The 16525-nt window shown below is 32.7% G+C and carries 17 protein-coding genes; 1 reads left to right on the top strand and 16 read right to left on the bottom strand.

The window, feature by feature from the left end; all coding sequences use genetic code 11:
- The first annotated feature begins 169 nt into the window (after nt 1-169).
- Entirely contained in the window at nt 170-661 is a 492-nt protein-coding gene (locus PW52_RS05470) for a dual specificity protein phosphatase family protein (RefSeq protein WP_082050845.1), read from the top strand.
- Between the two features lie 114 nt (nt 662-775).
- On the opposite strand, the gene PW52_RS05465 is transcribed toward PW52_RS05470, so the two are convergent.
- From PW52_RS05465 to lpxA, 16 genes are all read right to left on the bottom strand, one after another.
- Complete coding sequence (locus tag PW52_RS05465; protein ID WP_044631928.1) at nt 776-1564, bottom strand: tRNA pseudouridine synthase A; 789 nt, start codon at nt 1562-1564, stop codon at nt 776-778.
- Nucleotides 1565-2158: a bifunctional phosphoribosyl-AMP cyclohydrolase/phosphoribosyl-ATP diphosphatase HisIE gene (gene hisIE / locus PW52_RS05460; protein ID WP_044631927.1), complete on the bottom strand. Its 594-nt coding sequence runs from the start codon at nt 2156-2158 to the stop codon at nt 1565-1567. It abuts the gene before it with no gap.
- A gap of 75 nt (nt 2159-2233) precedes the next feature.
- Nucleotides 2234-2989, bottom strand: coding sequence for an imidazole glycerol phosphate synthase subunit HisF (gene hisF, locus PW52_RS05455; protein WP_044631926.1), 756 nt, complete (start codon nt 2987-2989; stop codon nt 2234-2236).
- A 109-nt stretch (nt 2990-3098) separates the two neighbouring features.
- Nucleotides 3099-3854, bottom strand: a complete 756-nt coding sequence (gene hisA, locus PW52_RS05450; protein ID WP_044631925.1) for a 1-(5-phosphoribosyl)-5-[(5-phosphoribosylamino)methylideneamino]imidazole-4-carboxamide isomerase — start codon at nt 3852-3854, stop codon at nt 3099-3101.
- A 63-nt stretch (nt 3855-3917) separates the two neighbouring features.
- Nucleotides 3918-4499 (bottom strand): imidazole glycerol phosphate synthase subunit HisH, encoded by a 582-nt coding sequence (gene hisH, locus PW52_RS05445; RefSeq protein WP_044631924.1) that lies wholly within the window; start codon nt 4497-4499, stop codon nt 3918-3920.
- A 61-nt stretch (nt 4500-4560) separates the two neighbouring features.
- On the bottom strand, nt 4561-5697 hold the full coding sequence (gene hisB, locus PW52_RS05440; RefSeq protein WP_044631923.1) for a bifunctional histidinol-phosphatase/imidazoleglycerol-phosphate dehydratase HisB: 1137 nt from the start codon (nt 5695-5697) through the stop codon (nt 4561-4563).
- Nucleotides 5698-5719: 22 nt separating this feature from the next.
- Nucleotides 5720-6775 (bottom strand): histidinol-phosphate transaminase, encoded by a 1056-nt coding sequence (gene hisC / locus PW52_RS05435; RefSeq protein ID WP_044631922.1) that lies wholly within the window; start codon nt 6773-6775, stop codon nt 5720-5722.
- Between the two features lie 153 nt (nt 6776-6928).
- Entirely contained in the window at nt 6929-8212 is a 1284-nt protein-coding gene (hisD, locus tag PW52_RS05430) for a histidinol dehydrogenase (RefSeq protein WP_044631921.1), read from the bottom strand.
- A gap of 99 nt (nt 8213-8311) precedes the next feature.
- The gene (gene hisG, locus PW52_RS05425) at nt 8312-9169 is read right to left on the bottom strand and encodes an ATP phosphoribosyltransferase (protein ID WP_044631920.1); all 858 of its coding nucleotides are present in this window, start codon (nt 9167-9169) and stop codon (nt 8312-8314) included.
- 284 nt (nt 9170-9453) lie between these two features.
- Nucleotides 9454-10269: a prohibitin family protein gene (locus PW52_RS05420; RefSeq protein ID WP_044631919.1), complete on the bottom strand. Its 816-nt coding sequence runs from the start codon at nt 10267-10269 to the stop codon at nt 9454-9456.
- Between the two features lie 24 nt (nt 10270-10293).
- A complete protein-coding gene (locus tag PW52_RS05415; RefSeq protein ID WP_044631918.1) occupies nt 10294-12330 on the bottom strand; it encodes a hypothetical protein in 2037 nt (678 codons plus the stop codon).
- Between the two features lie 9 nt (nt 12331-12339).
- Nucleotides 12340-13086 carry a 3-oxoacyl-[acyl-carrier-protein] reductase gene (fabG, locus tag PW52_RS05410; protein WP_044631917.1) on the bottom strand — a complete coding sequence of 249 codons (747 nt, stop codon included), beginning with the start codon at nt 13084-13086 and terminating at the stop codon, nt 12340-12342.
- A 119-nt stretch (nt 13087-13205) separates the two neighbouring features.
- Nucleotides 13206-14078 carry a succinate--CoA ligase subunit alpha gene (sucD, locus tag PW52_RS05405; RefSeq protein WP_044631916.1) on the bottom strand — a complete coding sequence of 291 codons (873 nt, stop codon included), beginning with the start codon at nt 14076-14078 and terminating at the stop codon, nt 13206-13208.
- 85 nt (nt 14079-14163) lie between these two features.
- A complete protein-coding gene (locus PW52_RS05400) occupies nt 14164-15102 on the bottom strand; it encodes a UDP-3-O-(3-hydroxymyristoyl)glucosamine N-acyltransferase (protein WP_044631915.1) in 939 nt (312 codons plus the stop codon).
- Nucleotides 15103-15105: 3 nt separating this feature from the next.
- Complete coding sequence (gene efp / locus PW52_RS05395) at nt 15106-15672, bottom strand: elongation factor P (RefSeq protein WP_044631914.1); 567 nt, start codon at nt 15670-15672, stop codon at nt 15106-15108.
- A gap of 23 nt (nt 15673-15695) precedes the next feature.
- Nucleotides 15696-16481, bottom strand: a complete 786-nt coding sequence (gene lpxA, locus PW52_RS05390; RefSeq protein WP_044631913.1) for an acyl-ACP--UDP-N-acetylglucosamine O-acyltransferase — start codon at nt 16479-16481, stop codon at nt 15696-15698.
- Between the last annotated feature and the right edge of the window lie 44 nt (nt 16482-16525).

The following is a 16525-nucleotide window of genomic DNA, read 5'->3' as shown; positions in this document are numbered from 1 at the left end:
GTTAATAAAAATTTGAGTTGTTAATTAATTTAAGAAGAAGTAGTTAGGTTTTCAAAATGTGTAATTAGCATAATTTATAAAATCACACCTCTTTTATATATTTGATTTGTTGTTCAAATTACATTGAAATTTTACGCATTATATACCGTTAGTATTTAAAATGAATTAAATGAAGACATCTTATATATTTTTAATGATGATTTGCTGTTCTATAAACATAAACGCACAAATTATTGAAGCTACAAAACAAGAATCGAAAAACTTTAAACGCTTTTATAAAGTATCTGAAGCTATTTATAGATCGGAACAACCTAGCAAAAAAGGATTTAAGGAAATTGAAGCGCTTGGAATAAAAACCATATTAAATTTTAGACGTAAATGGAGCGACGATAAAAAAACAAAGCACACTAAGTTACAATTAGAACATGTTAAGTTAAAGTCTAAAGAAATGACTGAAGCTAAAGTTGTAAGCGTGCTTAAAATTATTGAAAAGGCAGAAAAACCTATATTAATTCATTGCTGGCACGGATCGGATAGAACCGGAATTATAATTGCTGCCTACAGAATTGTTTTTGAAAATTGGACCAAAGCTGATGCTATTGCCGAATTTAGAAGGCCAGAGTTTGGTTACCATGAAAAATGGTATCCTCAATTTAATTGATATTTTAAATGATTTAAATGTTGATGAAATTCGCTCGGAATTAGGAATTGAATAAAAACGTCACTTCGAGTGAATTTGTGAAGCTAAGCGAAACAAATTTATATTGATAAGTAATTATAAAAAATCAACCTTATTTAAAATAAGCCCAGAAGCTGGCGCAATAAAATTCATTTTTACAGTGTTATCAGGCTCTAAGCTTGCTTTAATATCATCTAAAGTAAGTTTTCCTTTTCCTAAATCGAATAAAGTCCCCATCATTAATCGTATTTGATTTCGCATAAAACCTTTACCTCGAACTCGTAAAATATAAGTTTTATCAGGAAAGTAATTTGCTGTGTAAATTGTATTTTCAACCAATTCGCAGGTTTCAATAATTCTGGTGTAAATGCCTTTATCGGTTGGTTTGTAGCAATAAGCTTTAAGGTAATGCTCGCCTTCAAAAAGTTTTGCACCTTCTTTCATGATTTCAATGTTTAAATCATCTAAAATAGTCGTCATTATTGGTGCGCAGAACGGATGACACTTTTCGCCGTAGGTAAATAAATAAAGATATTCTTTAGATTTTGGATGATTTATAATATTGAATTTAGCATCAACTTCCGTAATAGCTAAAGCGCGAATATCTTGCGGAAGATTGTAATTAAACAGCTCTAAAAAAGCATCTAAATCTTCAATTTTATGTTGAAGAAACAACTCGAACGTTGCATTTTCGGCCGAAACCATAGCATCGGTTCTTCCCGATACTAAAGTTTTAAAGTACTTGCCTTCAAGTATATAGTTTAAGGTTCTATCAACCATTAAATGCAAGGTTTTTACATTAGGCTGTTTTTGCCACCCATGAAACCTATACCCTAAATATTGGAAATTTATTAAATAATAATACTTTTTGGGCTGAAACTGCATTTATTTATGTCGGCCTTTTAATTCTGCTTCAATATCTCTTAAGGTAAAGCCTTTGGCTTGAAGTAACATTAAGTAATGAAACAATAAATCAGCCGATTCGTATAAAAACAACTCATCATTATTATCCATAGCTTCAATAACCGTTTCTACAGCTTCTTCGCCTACTTTTTGAGCTACTTTATTAATGCCCTTTGAAAATAAACTCGCCACATACGATTTTGCGGTATCTTTATTAGCAACACGTTCTGCAATAATAGCTTCCAAGGTTGAAAAGAACCCGTAATTAGGTGTATTATCCTCACCCCAACAATTGCCTGTTCCTTTATGGCAAGTTGGTCCTGCAGGATTTACTTGAATTAATAAGGAATCATTATCGCAATCGTTTTTAAGTTCAACCAAGTTTAAAAAGTTACCGCTCTCCTCGCCTTTTGTCCATAAACGTTGCTTACTACGGCTAAAAAAAGTCACTTTTTTAGTTTCTATTGTTTTCTTATAAGCTTCTTCATTCATGTAACCCAACATCAATACATTTTTTGTTGTAGCATCTTGAATAATTGCGGGAACTAAGCCGTTATTATCATATTTTATTTCCATTGATTTTTTTATTAATCCTGTATTAGTTTCAGGTACTTATTACTATGAGATACTGAAACAAGTTCAGCATGACACCTAAAGTCGAATCTCAATATTATGTTTTTTTAATTCTTGTTTTAATTCAGGGATAGGTATTTCACCAAAATGAAAAACACTAGCCGCTAGAGCAGCGTCAGATTTTCCTTCCTTAAATGTATCTACAAAATGCTGAACATTACCAGCACCACCAGATGCAATAATAGGGATATTTAAAGTATCAGACAATTGCGCTAAAGCTTCGTTTGCAAAACCAGCTTTTGTACCATCGTGATCCATTGATGTGAATAAAATTTCGCCCGCACCTCGAGTTTCAACTTCTTTTGCCCATTCAAATAAATCGATATCTGTTGGAATAGTTCCACCAGCTAAATGTACTTTCCAATTTCCATCAACTTGTTTCGCGTCAATAGCAACTACAACACATTGGCTGCCAAATTTGTTAGCTAATTCGTTTACCAAATCTGGTCTTTTTACTGCCGATGAGTTGATAGAAACCTTATCGGCTCCACATTTTAACAAAGCATCAACGTGTTCTACAGACGATATGCCACCGCCTACTGTAAAAGGTATATTAACTTGTTCGGCAACACGAGTTACCATATTTAAAGTTGTGCCTCGGTTTTCTAAAGTTGCTGCTATATCTAAAAACACCAATTCGTCTGCACCTACTTCGGCATATTGCTTAGCGAGCTCTACAGGATCTCCGGCATCACGTAAATCGACAAAATTAACACCTTTTACGGTGCGTCCGTTTTTTATATCTAGACAGGGAACAATTCTTTTTGTTAGCATGCTTTTTAAATATGTCGTCAGTTCGAGTGATGCGATTTTATGAGCATTGTATCGAGAACTAAAGCTTCTCGATAAAATTTTTCGTCCCTCAAAATCACTCGAAGTGACATTATTTATTTATTATAAAATTTTCAAGTTGTTTCAAACTTATTTTATTCTCGTAAATCGCTTTTCCTATTATTGTGCCTTCGCAACCTAATTCGGCTAATCTTGGTAATTCATCAAATGTAGAAATACCTCCAGAGGCGATTAATTTTAAAGATGATTCATTTTCACTTCGACTGCCCTCAGTGTGACATTCTTCAAGCATCTTTTTATACAAATCGAATGAAGGGCCTTGTAACATACCATCTTTAGCAATATCGGTACAAATTACGTAGCTAACACCTTTAGTCATATAATTCTGTACAAACGGAATTAACTCTTCATCACTTTCTTCTAACCAACCGCTAATGGCTATTTTTTCGTTGTTTGCATCGGCTCCTAGAATTATTTTATCGCTACCATATTTGGTTAGCCAACTTTCAAAAACTTCTGGTTTTTTAACGGCAATACTTCCGCCGGTAATTTGTTTTGCTCCAGATTCGAATGCGATGTGTAAATCTTCATCGGTTTTTAACCCACCACCAAAATCTATTTTTAAATTTGTTTTAGTCGCAATAGTTTCTAACACTTTATGGTTTACAATATGGCTTGCCTTGGCACCATCTAAATCTACTAAATGCAAATGCTCTATACCATGAGCTTCGTATTGTTTCGCAATTTCTAATGGGTTTTCGTTATATGTTTTTTTTGTGTTGTAATCGCCTTTTGATAATCTTACACATTTACCGTCTATAATGTCTATTGCTGGTATTATTCTCATTTTTTTAGCTTTAGGCTATTAGCAATTGGCCATTAGCAAAAACTAAAGGCATATTGTTAAAAGCTACATATTTATAAAGTTTTTTAAAATTTTAGCACCTTCATTACCACTCTTTTCTGGATGAAATTGCACGCCATAAAAATTTTCGTGTTGTAATGCCGATGCGTAATTAATTTCGTAATCGGTAGCAGCAATGGTTTCGTTGCAATGTTCGGCATAAAAACTATGCACTAAATACATGTATTCGTTTTCTTTGATGCCTTTAAATAAATCGGATTTTAAATCTTTTATAACATTCCAACCCATTTGCGGCACTTTTACACTATTTGAAAAACGCTTCACTTTTGTTTGAAAAATTCCTAAACCGTCCGTATCACCTTCTTCGGAGTGCAAACACATTAATTGCATGCCTAAACAAATGCCTAAAACAGGTTGTTTTAAATTAGGAATTAAGGTATCCAAACCACTTTTTTTAAGCATTTTCATGGCTGAACTAGCTTCTCCTACTCCTGGGAAAATCACTTTGTTTGCAGCTTTAATTTCTTCTGCATTATTTGATAAAACAGCATCGACACCTAAGCGTTTAAAAGCAAATTGTATGCTTTTAATGTTTCCTGCACCGTAATCTAATATTACTAATTTCATTTTTATAGCTTTTAGTTATTGGCTTTCAGCTATTGGCAAATAGCTAAGAGCAAATCGCTAATTATAACATTCCTTTTGTACTTGGTAAAAACATTTTGTTAGCATCGCGCTTTACAGCCATTTTCATAGCTTTTGCAAAAGCTTTAAAAATACCTTCAATTTTATGATGCTCGTTTACACCTTCTGCTTTTACATTTAAATTACATTTTGCGCCATCGGTAAACGATTTAAATAAATGATAAAACATTTCGGTTGGCATGTCGCCTATTTTTTCGCGTTTAAATTCGGCATCCCATTCCAGCCAGTTTCGTCCTCCAAAATCTACCGCAACTTGTGCTAAGCAATCGTCCATTGGTAAACAGAAGCCGTAGCGCTCTATACCTAATTTATTACCTAAAGCTTTATTGAATAATTCACCAAGCGCAATCATGGTATCTTCAATAGTATGATGTTCGTCTACTTCTAAATCGCCATTTACTTTTATGGTTAAATCCATAGCGCCATGGCGCCCAATTTGATCTAACATATGATCGAAAAACGATAAACCTGTGTCAATATCATTTTTACCAGAACCATCAAGATTTAATTTAATATAAATTTGAGTTTCATTGGTATTACGTGTAATTTCTTCCACACGATCTTTAAGCTTTAAAAATTCGTAAATGGCTTTCCAATCGGTACTCGTTAATGCAATACAATCTAAAATCTCCTGCTTTGACGATTCTATTTCATCGGCACCTAAATCCGGATCTTCAGACAAATAAATACCTTTTGCGCCAAGATTTTTAGCTAACTCCATATCGGTAATTCTATCACCTAAAACAAAAGAGTTTTCTAAATCGTAATCTTCAGAAAAATACTTGGTTAACAAGCCTGTTCTAGGTTTACGCGTATTTGCATTTTCATGCGGAAAGGTTTTGTCTATATGAATTTCAGCAAATTCTACACCTTCCTTTTTAAAGGCATCAATAATCTTATTTTGAGGTGGCCAAAAAGTATCTTCAGGAAACGAATCGGTTCCCAAGCCATCTTGATTGGTAACCATAACCAGCTCAAAATCTAATTCGCTAGCAATTTTAGCCATGTATTGAAACACTTTTGGGTAAAATTCTAGTTTTTCAAGACTGTCTAATTGATAATCTACTGGCGGTTCTAGCACCAATGTGCCGTCTCTGTCTATAAATAGTACTTTTTTCATAATTAAGCTTTTTAGCTTTTTGCTATTGGCTATTAGTTAACTGCTTTAAAGCAGAAATTAATGTTTTGTTTTCAATTTCAGTTCCTACCGTAAAACGCAATGTGTTTTCGCATAATGGTTGCGTGGTACGGTTTCTAATAACAATGCCTTTTTCTAGTAGCTGATTGTAGCGTTGAGTAGCATCATCAACTCGTGCGAGCACAAAATTAGCTTCCGTAGGGAAAATAGTTTCTACGAAACTGATGCTTTTTAAGGCCTCAATTAAAATTTGACGTTCTTTTAAAACCGCATTTACTTCGTTTGTAACCGCTTCTAAATTTGAAACACGTTCTAGCGCTCGTTTTTGTGTTAATTCGTTAACGTTATATGGCGGTTTAATTTTGTTTAAAATTGAAATGATTTCCGCGGAAGCGTAACACAACCCTAAACGAATTCCTGCCAAACCATAGGCTTTTGATAATGTTTGCGTAACAATTAAATTAGGATAATTATTTAATTCTGAAATCCAACTGTCTTGATTTGAAAAATCGATATACGCTTCATCAATCACCACTAACCCATTAAAATTTTCAAGTAAAGTTTTTATTTTTTCTGAAGCTATTAAATTACCAGTTGGGTTATTGGGCGAACAAATAAAAAGCATTTTTGAATTATTATCAATGGCTTCTAAAATGGCTTCAGCATTTGGCTGAAAATCTGAGTTTAACTCTACCTTACGTTCTTCAATCTCATTTAAGTTAGAAAGCACAGTGTACATGCCATAAGTTGGTGGCAGTGTAATGATGTTGTCCTTTTTAGGTTCGCAAAATGCTCTAAATAACAAATCTAGCACTTCGTCGCTTCCATTTCCTAATAAAATCTGATTAGGGGAAACGTTTTTCTGATCTGCTAAAACAGCTTTTAATGAACGCTGTAACGGATCTGGATAACGATTTACACCATTCTCGAACGGGTTTTCGTTGGCATCTAAAAAAATCATTTTAGACCCATCGGAAACATATTCGTCGCGAGCAGAACTGTAGGCTTTCATTGCTTTTACGTTCTCTCGAATTATATTTTCTAAATTAAAATTATTCATTTTATTAATTATGAATGGTCACACTTAACACCGTCGAAGTGTTTTCTTAATTTCCTTTTTGTTTTCTAAAAGGCTTCGACTGCGCTTAGCCTGACATAACGATACTTGTTTATTTTTATGAGATGCTGAAACGAGTTCAGCATAACAACATTTTTATTTTAAATCTTTTAAACGAATACTAACCGCATTTTTATGTGCTTGTAACCCTTCGGCTTCGGCCATTAATTCAATAGTTTCTCCAATATTTAAAATACCTTCTTTTGATATTTTTTGAAACGTCATGCTCTTCATAAAACTATCTAAATTCACACCCGAATATGCTTTACTAAACCCGTTTGTTGGTAACGTATGGTTAGTTCCAGATGCATAATCGCCTGCGCTTTCTGGTGTATAATCACCTATAAAAATCGAACCTGCATTTCTTATGTTTTTAACATAGAAATCTTCATTTTTAGAACAAATTATGAAGTGTTCTGGTCCGTATTGGTTAATTAAATCTAAAGCAACGTCATCATTTTCAACAAAAATAGATTTAGAATTAGCGATGGCTTTTTCGGCTATTTCTTTACGCGGCAACACTTGTAATTGCGCTTCTACCTCTTCTGAAACTTTTTCAATTAACGCTTTTGATGTAGCTACCAAAATTACCTGACTATCGGCACCATGTTCTGCCTGACTTAACAAATCTGATGCAATATAGCTTGCATTTGCACTATTATCGGCAACCACTAACAATTCACTTGGGCCAGCAGGCATATCGATAGCTACACCGTATTTAGTTGCTAATTGTTTTGCCACGGTTACAAATTGGTTGCCAGGACCAAAAATTTTATAAACCTGCGGAATCGTTTCTGTACCAAAAGTTAATGCAGCAATTGCTTGAATACCACCAACTTTAAATATTTTAGTTACGCCACACAATTTTGCAGCATACAAAATTTCGGGAGCTAGTTTGCCTTCTTTATTTGGTGGCGAACACAATACAATTTCGTTACATCCTGCAATTTTCGCAGGAGCAGCTAGCATTAAAACTGTTGAAAATAAAGGCGCAGTACCACCCGGAATATATAAACCAACGCGTTCTATAGCCCGTTTTTCTTGCCAGCATTGAACGCCGTTTGTGGTTTCTAATTCAATTTTTTCTGTTTTTTGAGCCGCATGAAACGCTTCGATATTACGTTTTGCGTTTGCTATCGCTGTTCTTAAAGCTTCAGGAATGGTTTTAACAGCTTCTTCAATTTCTTCAGTAGAAACTAAATTGTTTTCTAAGGTTACCTTATCGAAACGTTCTGTATATGTTTTTATAGCACTGTTGCCATTATTCTTAACATCGTTAAACACCTCGCTTACAACACCTTCAATATCATCGACGGTTTGTGTTGGGCGTTTTAAAATATCGGCCCATGTGTTTTTATCTGGATTGTTAATTATTTGCATAAAACTTTCTTTTCTTCATTTCCGCAAAAGCGTAAATCTTAAAGTGTATAAATTTAATTTGAGATTTCCGTTTACACGGAAATACAAAAAGCTATTATATTAAAGCACCATTTTTTCGATTGGGCAAACTAAAATACCTTCGGCGCCATTGGCTTTTAACTCATCAATAACTTCCCAAAAATCGTTTTTATTAATAACAGAATGTACCGAGCTCCAACCTTCTTGTGCTAAAGGCAACACGGTTGGGCTTTTCATTCCTGGTAATAAACTCACAATTTCATCTAACCTGTCGTTTGGCGCATTTAATAAAACGTATTTAGAGTTTTTACCTTTTAAAACCGATTTCATTCTAAATAATAACTTGTCTAGAATGACTTGTTTTTCTTCGGTTAATTCTAGAGCCGAAGTTAAGACGGCTTCACTTTTAAAAAGTACTTCTACTTCTTTTAAATTGTTTTTAAAAAGCGTGCTACCACTTGAAACAATATCAACAATAGCATGCGATAACCCAATATTTGGAGCAATTTCTACCGAACCATTAATAACATGAATATCGGCCTTCTCACCTTTCTTTTCGAAAAACTGATTTACTGTATTTGGGTATGATGTTGCAATTTTTTTACCACGTAAATCTTTTATAGAATTGTATTCTGCGTTTTTTGGCACTGCAATAGAAACTTTACATTTTGAAAACCCTAAGCGCTCTACTATTGGTAAATCGCTACCTTTTTCTATTAATGTGTTTTCGCCTAAAATGGCAATATCTACAATGCCATCGCGCAAATACTGTGGAATATCGCCGTTACGTAAATACAAAACTTCCATTGGGAAATTTCTAGCTTCGGCTTTTAATTGGTCTTTACCATTATCGATAGAGATTCCACAATTTTTTAGTAGGTCTAACGACTCTTCGTTTAATCGTCCTGATTTTTGTACTGCAATTTTTAGTTTACTCATTGTTGTTTTTTATATGAGTTTGAAACAATCTTGTTGATTTTCTTTTAATTAAAAAACCCGCTTGATTGTCTCAAACGGGTTTAAATATATTTTCATTTTATTCAATACATTTTTACTTCGCTTGAGAGCAAATGTAAAAATGATGATGTGTTTGAATAAAAGTCATGTCTTTTTGTTTTACTGAAGCAAATATCTATAATAAAAGTAAATTTTCAAACTTTAATTTATAAATATTGAAACATTTTACAATTTTTAGGTATTTGTAAAATATTTATCGTGAATGTTTATTGATTTCCTAGAATAATTGGCATTCCACTATCTCCAGAACCAATAATTACCACTTTACTATTTGGTGATTCAGCTAACTTGTTTGTTGCCTCGATACCTTTGTCTTGTAAAATTTTATCGGTTAACGATGCACTTAAAATTTTATTAGCTTCAGCTTTACCTTCGGCTTCAATAATTTGTTTTTCGGCTTCTTTTTGAGCAGTTACAAGTCTAAACTCATATTCTAACGACTCTTGTTCTTGCTTTAATTTACGCTCAATTGCCTCTTTTATAGTTGATGGCAACGTTACATCGCGAACTAGAAATTCGTTTAATTTAATATATTGTTTTTCTAGAATTTTTTTAGTCTCTACAAAAATTTCATCTTGTATAGCATCACGTTTACTAGAGTATAATTGCTCTGGTGTGTAACGACCTACAACACTACGAGCGGCACTTCGAATAGCAGGTTGAATTACACGTTGCAAATAATTTTCGCCTAAAGTTTGGTGTAGTTTTCCTAAATCTTGAAATACAGGTTGAAACCAAGCAGAACCATCAATTTGAATTTCTAACCCGTTTGAAGATAATACCTTCATTTTTTCAAATAATTCCTGTTGACGCACTTCGTAAACAATAACTTTATTCCAAGGTGCTACAATATGAAAACCTTCGCCTAAAGGTGGCTCGTCGGTTACTACACCATTATCAAAAGTTTTATATAAAACGCCTGCTTCACCAGAGCCAATAGTTATCGCAGATTTTGTTAGAATTATGATTAAAACTACAGCTGCAATTATCGCTGGAAATGCTACTTTAGGTAATTTGTCCATTTTGTTGTTTAATTAGTTTATTATTTATGTTAATCCGTTATATTTTCGTAAAAACCATTCTGCACTTAAGCTTAAAGCTATAATTGCTAAAAGCATTTTCCAATTTATTAAAGGTATGGTTTCTTTTTTACTTTTTTGAACAGGTGTAAAACGCTCATCGTTTACTAAAGTTGATATTAAATTATCTGTATTATTTATAAAAAACACTTCTCCATTACTGTTTGTCGATATACTTTTTAGTTTTGTTACGTTAGCGCTTAAAAATTGTTCTTCTACATTATAATCTAAAATCTCAAAACGCCCAGATTTAGTTAGTTTATCTGTTGAAGTTTGAATATTGAATTTATATGAACCTGTAGATAAATTACTTAAATCTACTTGATAATTGTTGTTTTTTAGAACAAAAGGATATGTTTTTTGCTCGTTTGAAGCTTCGTTAATCACAGTAATATTGATAGTTTCGCGAGTATCGAAAACAAAGTTTTTATCGAAATATTCTGCTTTTACAATAATATTTGTTCCGCTGTTATAAAATGAATTATAATCGATATTTAAGCGACTTCTTTGTTGATTGGTGTTTAAAAATTGAATTAGCTTGCCTATAAAATCATCAAAATCGTTAAATGACTTGGTGTTTAAAAAGCTTTGAGCCCGCCATTGCCATATGTTTTCTCCTAAAATTAAAACTTCACGTTGTTTATCGTTTTCAATAGTAGCAATAAGCGGTTCGTTAATAGAAACTCCATTTAAATTTTTATTTAAAAGTACCTGATAAGGCGTGTTAAAAATAACCGAGCTGTAGTTGGAAAGCAACGGTGGAAAACTTTCAAATTCAATATCGCTTACAATAAAAGGAGAGAAACCTGAATTTAATTGAGCTTGATAATTTTCGGTTTGATTAGTAATTTCAAACTCATATTCTTTAACGGTATTATTTAAAAAAGACAAGTCGGTTTTAGAACCAACAATAACTAATTTATTGATTTTGTTTTTTTTAATAATCTCAAAAATAGACTTAAATGAATTATTCGGTTGATTTAATATAACTAATTTAAAATCATTTACTTGAGAGATAAAATCATTAGGTTTTAAAATAACAACTTCGCGCTGTTTATTGGTTTCTATACTTTTTTTAAGAAGCCCAATATCTGGATGAATTATATTACTAACAATTGCAATTTTTGTTTTTTCATTAATAACATCTACAGCGAAATTTTTAGTGTTGTTTACCTTATTTTTCTCATTTTCAATTGGAGAAATAGTTGCTTTATAATTACTAAAGCCTACCGAATTAGCTGGTATAGTAAAATTTAAAACTTTTGAATTATTTTCTTCTGAAAACTTCAAAGTTGAAGAATATACCGTTCTGCCATTATTTGATACCGTAAAATTAGAACTTACTTGTTTTTTTCCGTTGTAAACTAAAATAACTTCTACAGGGAATTTATTATTTAAATAGGCGTATTTGTTTACGTTAAGTTGTTCTATTTTTAAATCGGTATAAGTTAGCGTATCACCTAAAACAATGGGGTAAATTGGATGTTTATAATTATTATTTACAAATTGATAATCGTTACCATAAGTTTGATTACCATCTGTAATTAAAATGGTTGGTGCTGTAGTTTGCCTATAAATTTTGTTTAGTTGATTAAACGCTGAAGAAATATTGGTTTGATTTTCTGAAAAATACAGACTATCTGATAAGTTTAAAGTTTCACCAAAATTGTAAAATTGAATGTTAAATTTAGAGTTTAAATCCTGGTTTGAAGATAGTTTTTTTAATAGTTGAAGTGTTTTTTGGTCTTGTTTTAAAAATTTTACAGATTTAGAATTATCTGTAGCTATAATTAAATTAGCTTTTTCTGTATAAATGATGGTTTTATTGAATTGCGGATTAATAATTAAAACTAAAACCGAAAAAATACTAATAAACCGAAAAATCGAAAAAAGCATGTTTAATTTGAACATGCTTTTTTCATTTTTTTTATAATACTGAAAAAGAGCAAGTAATAATGCTATAATTCCAGCTAAAATAATATATAAAATTGTTTGTATTTGCATTAATTGCTATTAGGTTAGCATACCGCCATCTACATTTAATGTTTGCCCTGTAACATAAGCACTCATGTCGCTAGCCAAAAATACACAAACATTAGCTACATCTTCTGGAGTTCCTCCACGTTTTAAAGGAATACCAGCACGCCATCCTTTTACAACTTCCTCATCTAATTTTGCAGTCATTTCTGTTTCAATAAAACCAGGAGCAACTACGTTACTTCTAATATTACGAGAACCTAACTCTAAAGCAACAGATTTAGAAAAACCAATAATTCCAGCTTTACTAGCAGCATAATTGGTTTGTCCTGCATTTCCTTTTACACCAACTACAGAACTCATGTTAATAATAGAACCTTTGCGTTGTTTTAACATGGTACGTTGTACCGCTTTGGTCATGTTAAAAACTGACTTAAGATTTACTTCAATAACTTTATCGAAATCATCTTCGGTTATACGCATTAATAAATTATCTTTTGTAATTCCAGCATTATTTATTAATACATCTATACTACCAAACTCTTTAGCTACGTCGGCAGCTAACTCTTGTGCTTCATCAAAGCTTGCAGCATTACTTTGGTAACCTTTAGCTTTTACACCTAAGGCATTTAATTCTTTTTCAAGTTCGTTAGCGGCTTCAACAGAAGAACTATATGTAAATGCTACATTTGCACCTTGTTTAGCAAATTCTTGAGCAATTCCTTTGCCAATACCACGGCTAGCTCCAGTAATAATAGCTGTTTTTCCTTCTAATAATTTCATTTATAAAATTCTAGTTAGTTCGTTATTCTTTATTAAATCAAAGATAAGAAATACAAATGTGATCAAATAAAAAAACCTTACAACATTTTGCAAGGTTTTTTTATATTTTTAATGTGTTTTTATCCTAAAACTTCAGCAACTTTTACACCTATTTTAGCCGGAGAATCTACTACGTGAATACCACATTCTCTCATAATTGCTTTTTTAGCTTGAGCTGTATCATCGCTACCCCCTACAATTGCACCAGCGTGACCCATTGTACGACCAGCAGGAGCTGTTTCACCAGCAATAAAACCAATTACTGGTTTTTTACTTCCGCTTTCTTTGTACCATTTAGCAGCATCGGCTTCTAATTGTCCACCAATTTCACCAATCATAACAACAGCTTCTGTTTCTGGATCGTTAATTAATAACTCAACAGCTTCTTTAGTAGTTGTTCCAATAATTGGATCTCCACCAATCCCAATTGCAGTAGTAATTCCTAAACCTTGTTTTACAACTTGGTCTGCAGCTTCGTAAGTTAAAGTTCCTGATTTAGAAACGATACCAACTTTACCTTTTTTAAATACAAAACCTGGCATAATACCAACTTTTGCTTCTCCTGGAGTAATAACACCTGGACAATTAGGACCGATTAAACGACAATCTTTATCTTTTATATAGTTTGAAGCAGTTATCATATCTGCAACAGGAATACCTTCGGTAATAGCTATAATTACTTTTATACCAGCGTCAGCAGCTTCCATAATAGCATCTGCAGCAAATGCAGGTGGTACGAAAATAAGCGTTGTATCTGCACCAACTTTTTCTACAGCTTCTGCCACTGTATTAAAAACTGGCTTATCTAGGTGAGTTTGCCCACCTTTTCCTGGTGTAACACCACCAACAACATTAGTTCCGTATTCAATCATTTGACCAGCGTGAAAAGTTCCTTCACTTCCTGTAAAACCTTGAACTATTATTTTCGAATCTTTGTTTACTAAAACGCTCATTTGTTTATATTTTCGTTTATTTAATTATGTTGAAAACAAAAGTAATTTTTTGAATTAAATTTTTAAAGCAAAAACTGAATTACTTTTAGTTATTTTTCTTTAAAGCTTCTATTAATTTAGGCAATTGTTTAATTAAAGCCATTTCCTTTAATTTTAAACGCACTTCTTGTATTGGTGTTCCCCAATATGTTTTATTTCCTTCAATCGATTTTGTTACTCCAGACTGCCCTTGTACAACGGCTCCTTTACCTATTGTTATACCACTTGTTGTGCCAACTTGCCCCCAAAGCGTTACTTCATCTTCAACAACTACACAGCCGGCAATACCAACATGAGACGCTATTAAGCACTTTTTGCCAATTACGGTATCATGACCAATTTGCACCAAATTGTCTATTTTAGTACCTTCTTTAATTGTTGTGTCTGCAGTAACACCTCTATCTATAGTGCATGATGCACCAATATCTACAAAATCTTCAATAACAACTCTTCCGCAAGAAATTAATCTATCGAAGCCTTCAGGACGCTTTTTGTAATAAAAGGCATTGGCTCCAATAATGGTTCCTGAATGAATGGTAACATTATTACCAATAACAGCATCATCGTATATACTTACGTTAGAATGAATGGTACAATTATCGCCAATAACCACATTATTACCTATGAATGTATTAGGCTGAATTATGGTGTTTTTGCCAATAGTTGCTGTTTCAGAAATTGAAACATTTGAAGCTGTAAACGATTTAAAATGAAGACTTAACTTGTTGAAGTCTCTAAAAGGATCGTCGCTAACCAATAATGCTTTTCCTTCTGGACAATCTACTTTTTTATTAATTAAAATGATGGTTGCAGCAGAATTTAATGCTTTATCGTAATATTTAGGATGATCTACAAAAACAATATCTCCTGGTTCTACAACATGAATTTCATTCATGCCTAACACCTGAAAGTCATCTGCACCTACAAATTCACAATTAATTAATTCTGAAATTTGCTTTAAAGTATGTGGTTTAGAGAACTTCAATCGTTATTCTTTAACGCGTTCTTTGTAAGTACCTTTTTCGGTTTCTACCTTAATTTTATCACCTTCATTTATAAAAAGTGGCACATTTACTTCTGCCCCAGTTTCTACAGTAGCTGGTTTTGTGGCATTTGTAGCGGTATTTCCTTTTACTCCAGGTTCGGTATGTGTAACTTCTAAAATAACAGTAGCCGGCATGTCTACAGAAAGTGGCATATTATCTTCCGAATTAATTTGAATGGTAACAATTTCGCCTTCTTTCATTAAATCAGAACGATCTAAAGCAGATTCTGTTAACTGAATTTGCGTATAATCGGCTTCATTCATAAAATGAAAATATTCACCATCGTTATATAAATATTGAAATTTATGTGTTTCTACACGAACATCTTCTAATTTATGACCAGCAGAAAATGTATTATCTATAACTTTTCCGTTAGTTACACTTTTAAGTTTAGTTCTAACAAACGCAGGACCTTTTCCTGGTTTTACGTGTAAAAACTCTACTACTTTATAAATATCATTGTTATAGCGAATACATAATCCGTTTCTAATGTCACTAGTTGTTGCCATTTTTATAATTTAAATTACTTATTTTAATTTGATTTGAAATACCCTTTCATTATACCGCGTTGCGAATCTTTTATAAACTGAAGAATTTCGTCGCGTTCTGGAGTGGCTTCCATTTCGGCTTCAATAATTTCTGAAGCTTGTGTATTATTATAGTTTTTTTGATACAGGATTCTGTATATATTTTGAATTTCTCTTATTTTTTCGGTTGAAAATCCTCGACGACGTAAACCAACAGAGTTTATACCAACATACGATAGTGGCTCGCGCGCGGCTTTTACAAATGGCGGCACATCTTTACGTACTAAAGACCCTCCTGTTACAAAAGCATGATTACCAACAGATACAAATTGATGTACAGCTGTCATACCTGCTAAAACAACATAATCACCTATATTAATATGTCCAGCTAAAGTACTGTTATTTGAAAAAATACAATTATTACCAACAATACAATCGTGGGCAATATGGCAATATGCCATAATTAAACAATTATCACCAACTACGGTTTTCATTTTGTCTACTGTTCCTCTGTTAATAGTTACACATTCTCTGATGGTTACGTTATTACCTATTTCCACAGTGGTATCTTCATCATTATATTTTAAATCTTGAGGTACCGCAGAAATTACAGCTCCAGGAAATATGTTACAGTTTTTACCAATTCTAGCACCTTCCATAATAGTAACATTACTACCAATCCAGGTTCCTTCTCCAATTATAACATTATTATGAATGGTTGCAAATGGCTCGATAACCACGTTTTTTGCAATTTTCGCACCTGGGTGCACATATGCTAAAGGTTGATTCATTTTCGAAATTTTATTAATTATAAATAGGTAAAAATGTGTTCACC

The sequence above is a fragment of the Neotamlana sedimentorum genome (genome assembly GCF_000943565.1).
In the GTDB taxonomy this organism is placed as follows: domain Bacteria; phylum Bacteroidota; class Bacteroidia; order Flavobacteriales; family Flavobacteriaceae; genus Neotamlana; species Neotamlana sedimentorum.
The sequence above is the reverse complement of the archived record's forward strand: the minus strand, read 5'-3'. Positions and strand labels throughout refer to the sequence as shown.

Coding starts and splice junctions, on each gene's coding strand:
- hisC (WP_044631922.1), bottom strand. CDS start 6,775: ATGAATAATTTTAATTTAGAAAATATAATTCGAGAGAACGTAAAAGCA.
- hisG (WP_044631920.1), bottom strand. CDS start 9,169: ATGAGTAAACTAAAAATTGCAGTACAAAAATCAGGACGATTAAACGAA.
- PW52_RS05470 (WP_082050845.1), top strand. CDS start 170: ATGAAGACATCTTATATATTTTTAATGATGATTTGCTGTTCTATAAAC.
- PW52_RS05420 (WP_044631919.1), bottom strand. CDS start 10,269: ATGGACAAATTACCTAAAGTAGCATTTCCAGCGATAATTGCAGCTGTA.
- hisF (WP_044631926.1), bottom strand. CDS start 2,989: ATGCTAACAAAAAGAATTGTTCCCTGTCTAGATATAAAAAACGGACGC.
- hisIE (WP_044631927.1), bottom strand. CDS start 2,158: ATGGAAATAAAATATGATAATAACGGCTTAGTTCCCGCAATTATTCAA.
- PW52_RS05465 (WP_044631928.1), bottom strand. CDS start 1,564: ATGCAGTTTCAGCCCAAAAAGTATTATTATTTAATAAATTTCCAATAT.
- sucD (WP_044631916.1), bottom strand. CDS start 14,078: ATGAGCGTTTTAGTAAACAAAGATTCGAAAATAATAGTTCAAGGTTTT.
- hisH (WP_044631924.1), bottom strand. CDS start 4,499: ATGAAATTAGTAATATTAGATTACGGTGCAGGAAACATTAAAAGCATA.
- hisB (WP_044631923.1), bottom strand. CDS start 5,697: ATGAAAAAAGTACTATTTATAGACAGAGACGGCACATTGGTGCTAGAA.
- fabG (WP_044631917.1), bottom strand. CDS start 13,086: ATGAAATTATTAGAAGGAAAAACAGCTATTATTACTGGAGCTAGCCGT.
- hisD (WP_044631921.1), bottom strand. CDS start 8,212: ATGCAAATAATTAACAATCCAGATAAAAACACATGGGCCGATATTTTA.
- hisA (WP_044631925.1), bottom strand. CDS start 3,854: ATGAGAATAATACCAGCAATAGACATTATAGACGGTAAATGTGTAAGA.
- PW52_RS05415 (WP_044631918.1), bottom strand. CDS start 12,330: ATGCAAATACAAACAATTTTATATATTATTTTAGCTGGAATTATAGCA.
- lpxA (WP_044631913.1), bottom strand. CDS start 16,481: ATGAATCAACCTTTAGCATATGTGCACCCAGGTGCGAAAATTGCAAAA.
- efp (WP_044631914.1), bottom strand. CDS start 15,672: ATGGCAACAACTAGTGACATTAGAAACGGATTATGTATTCGCTATAAC.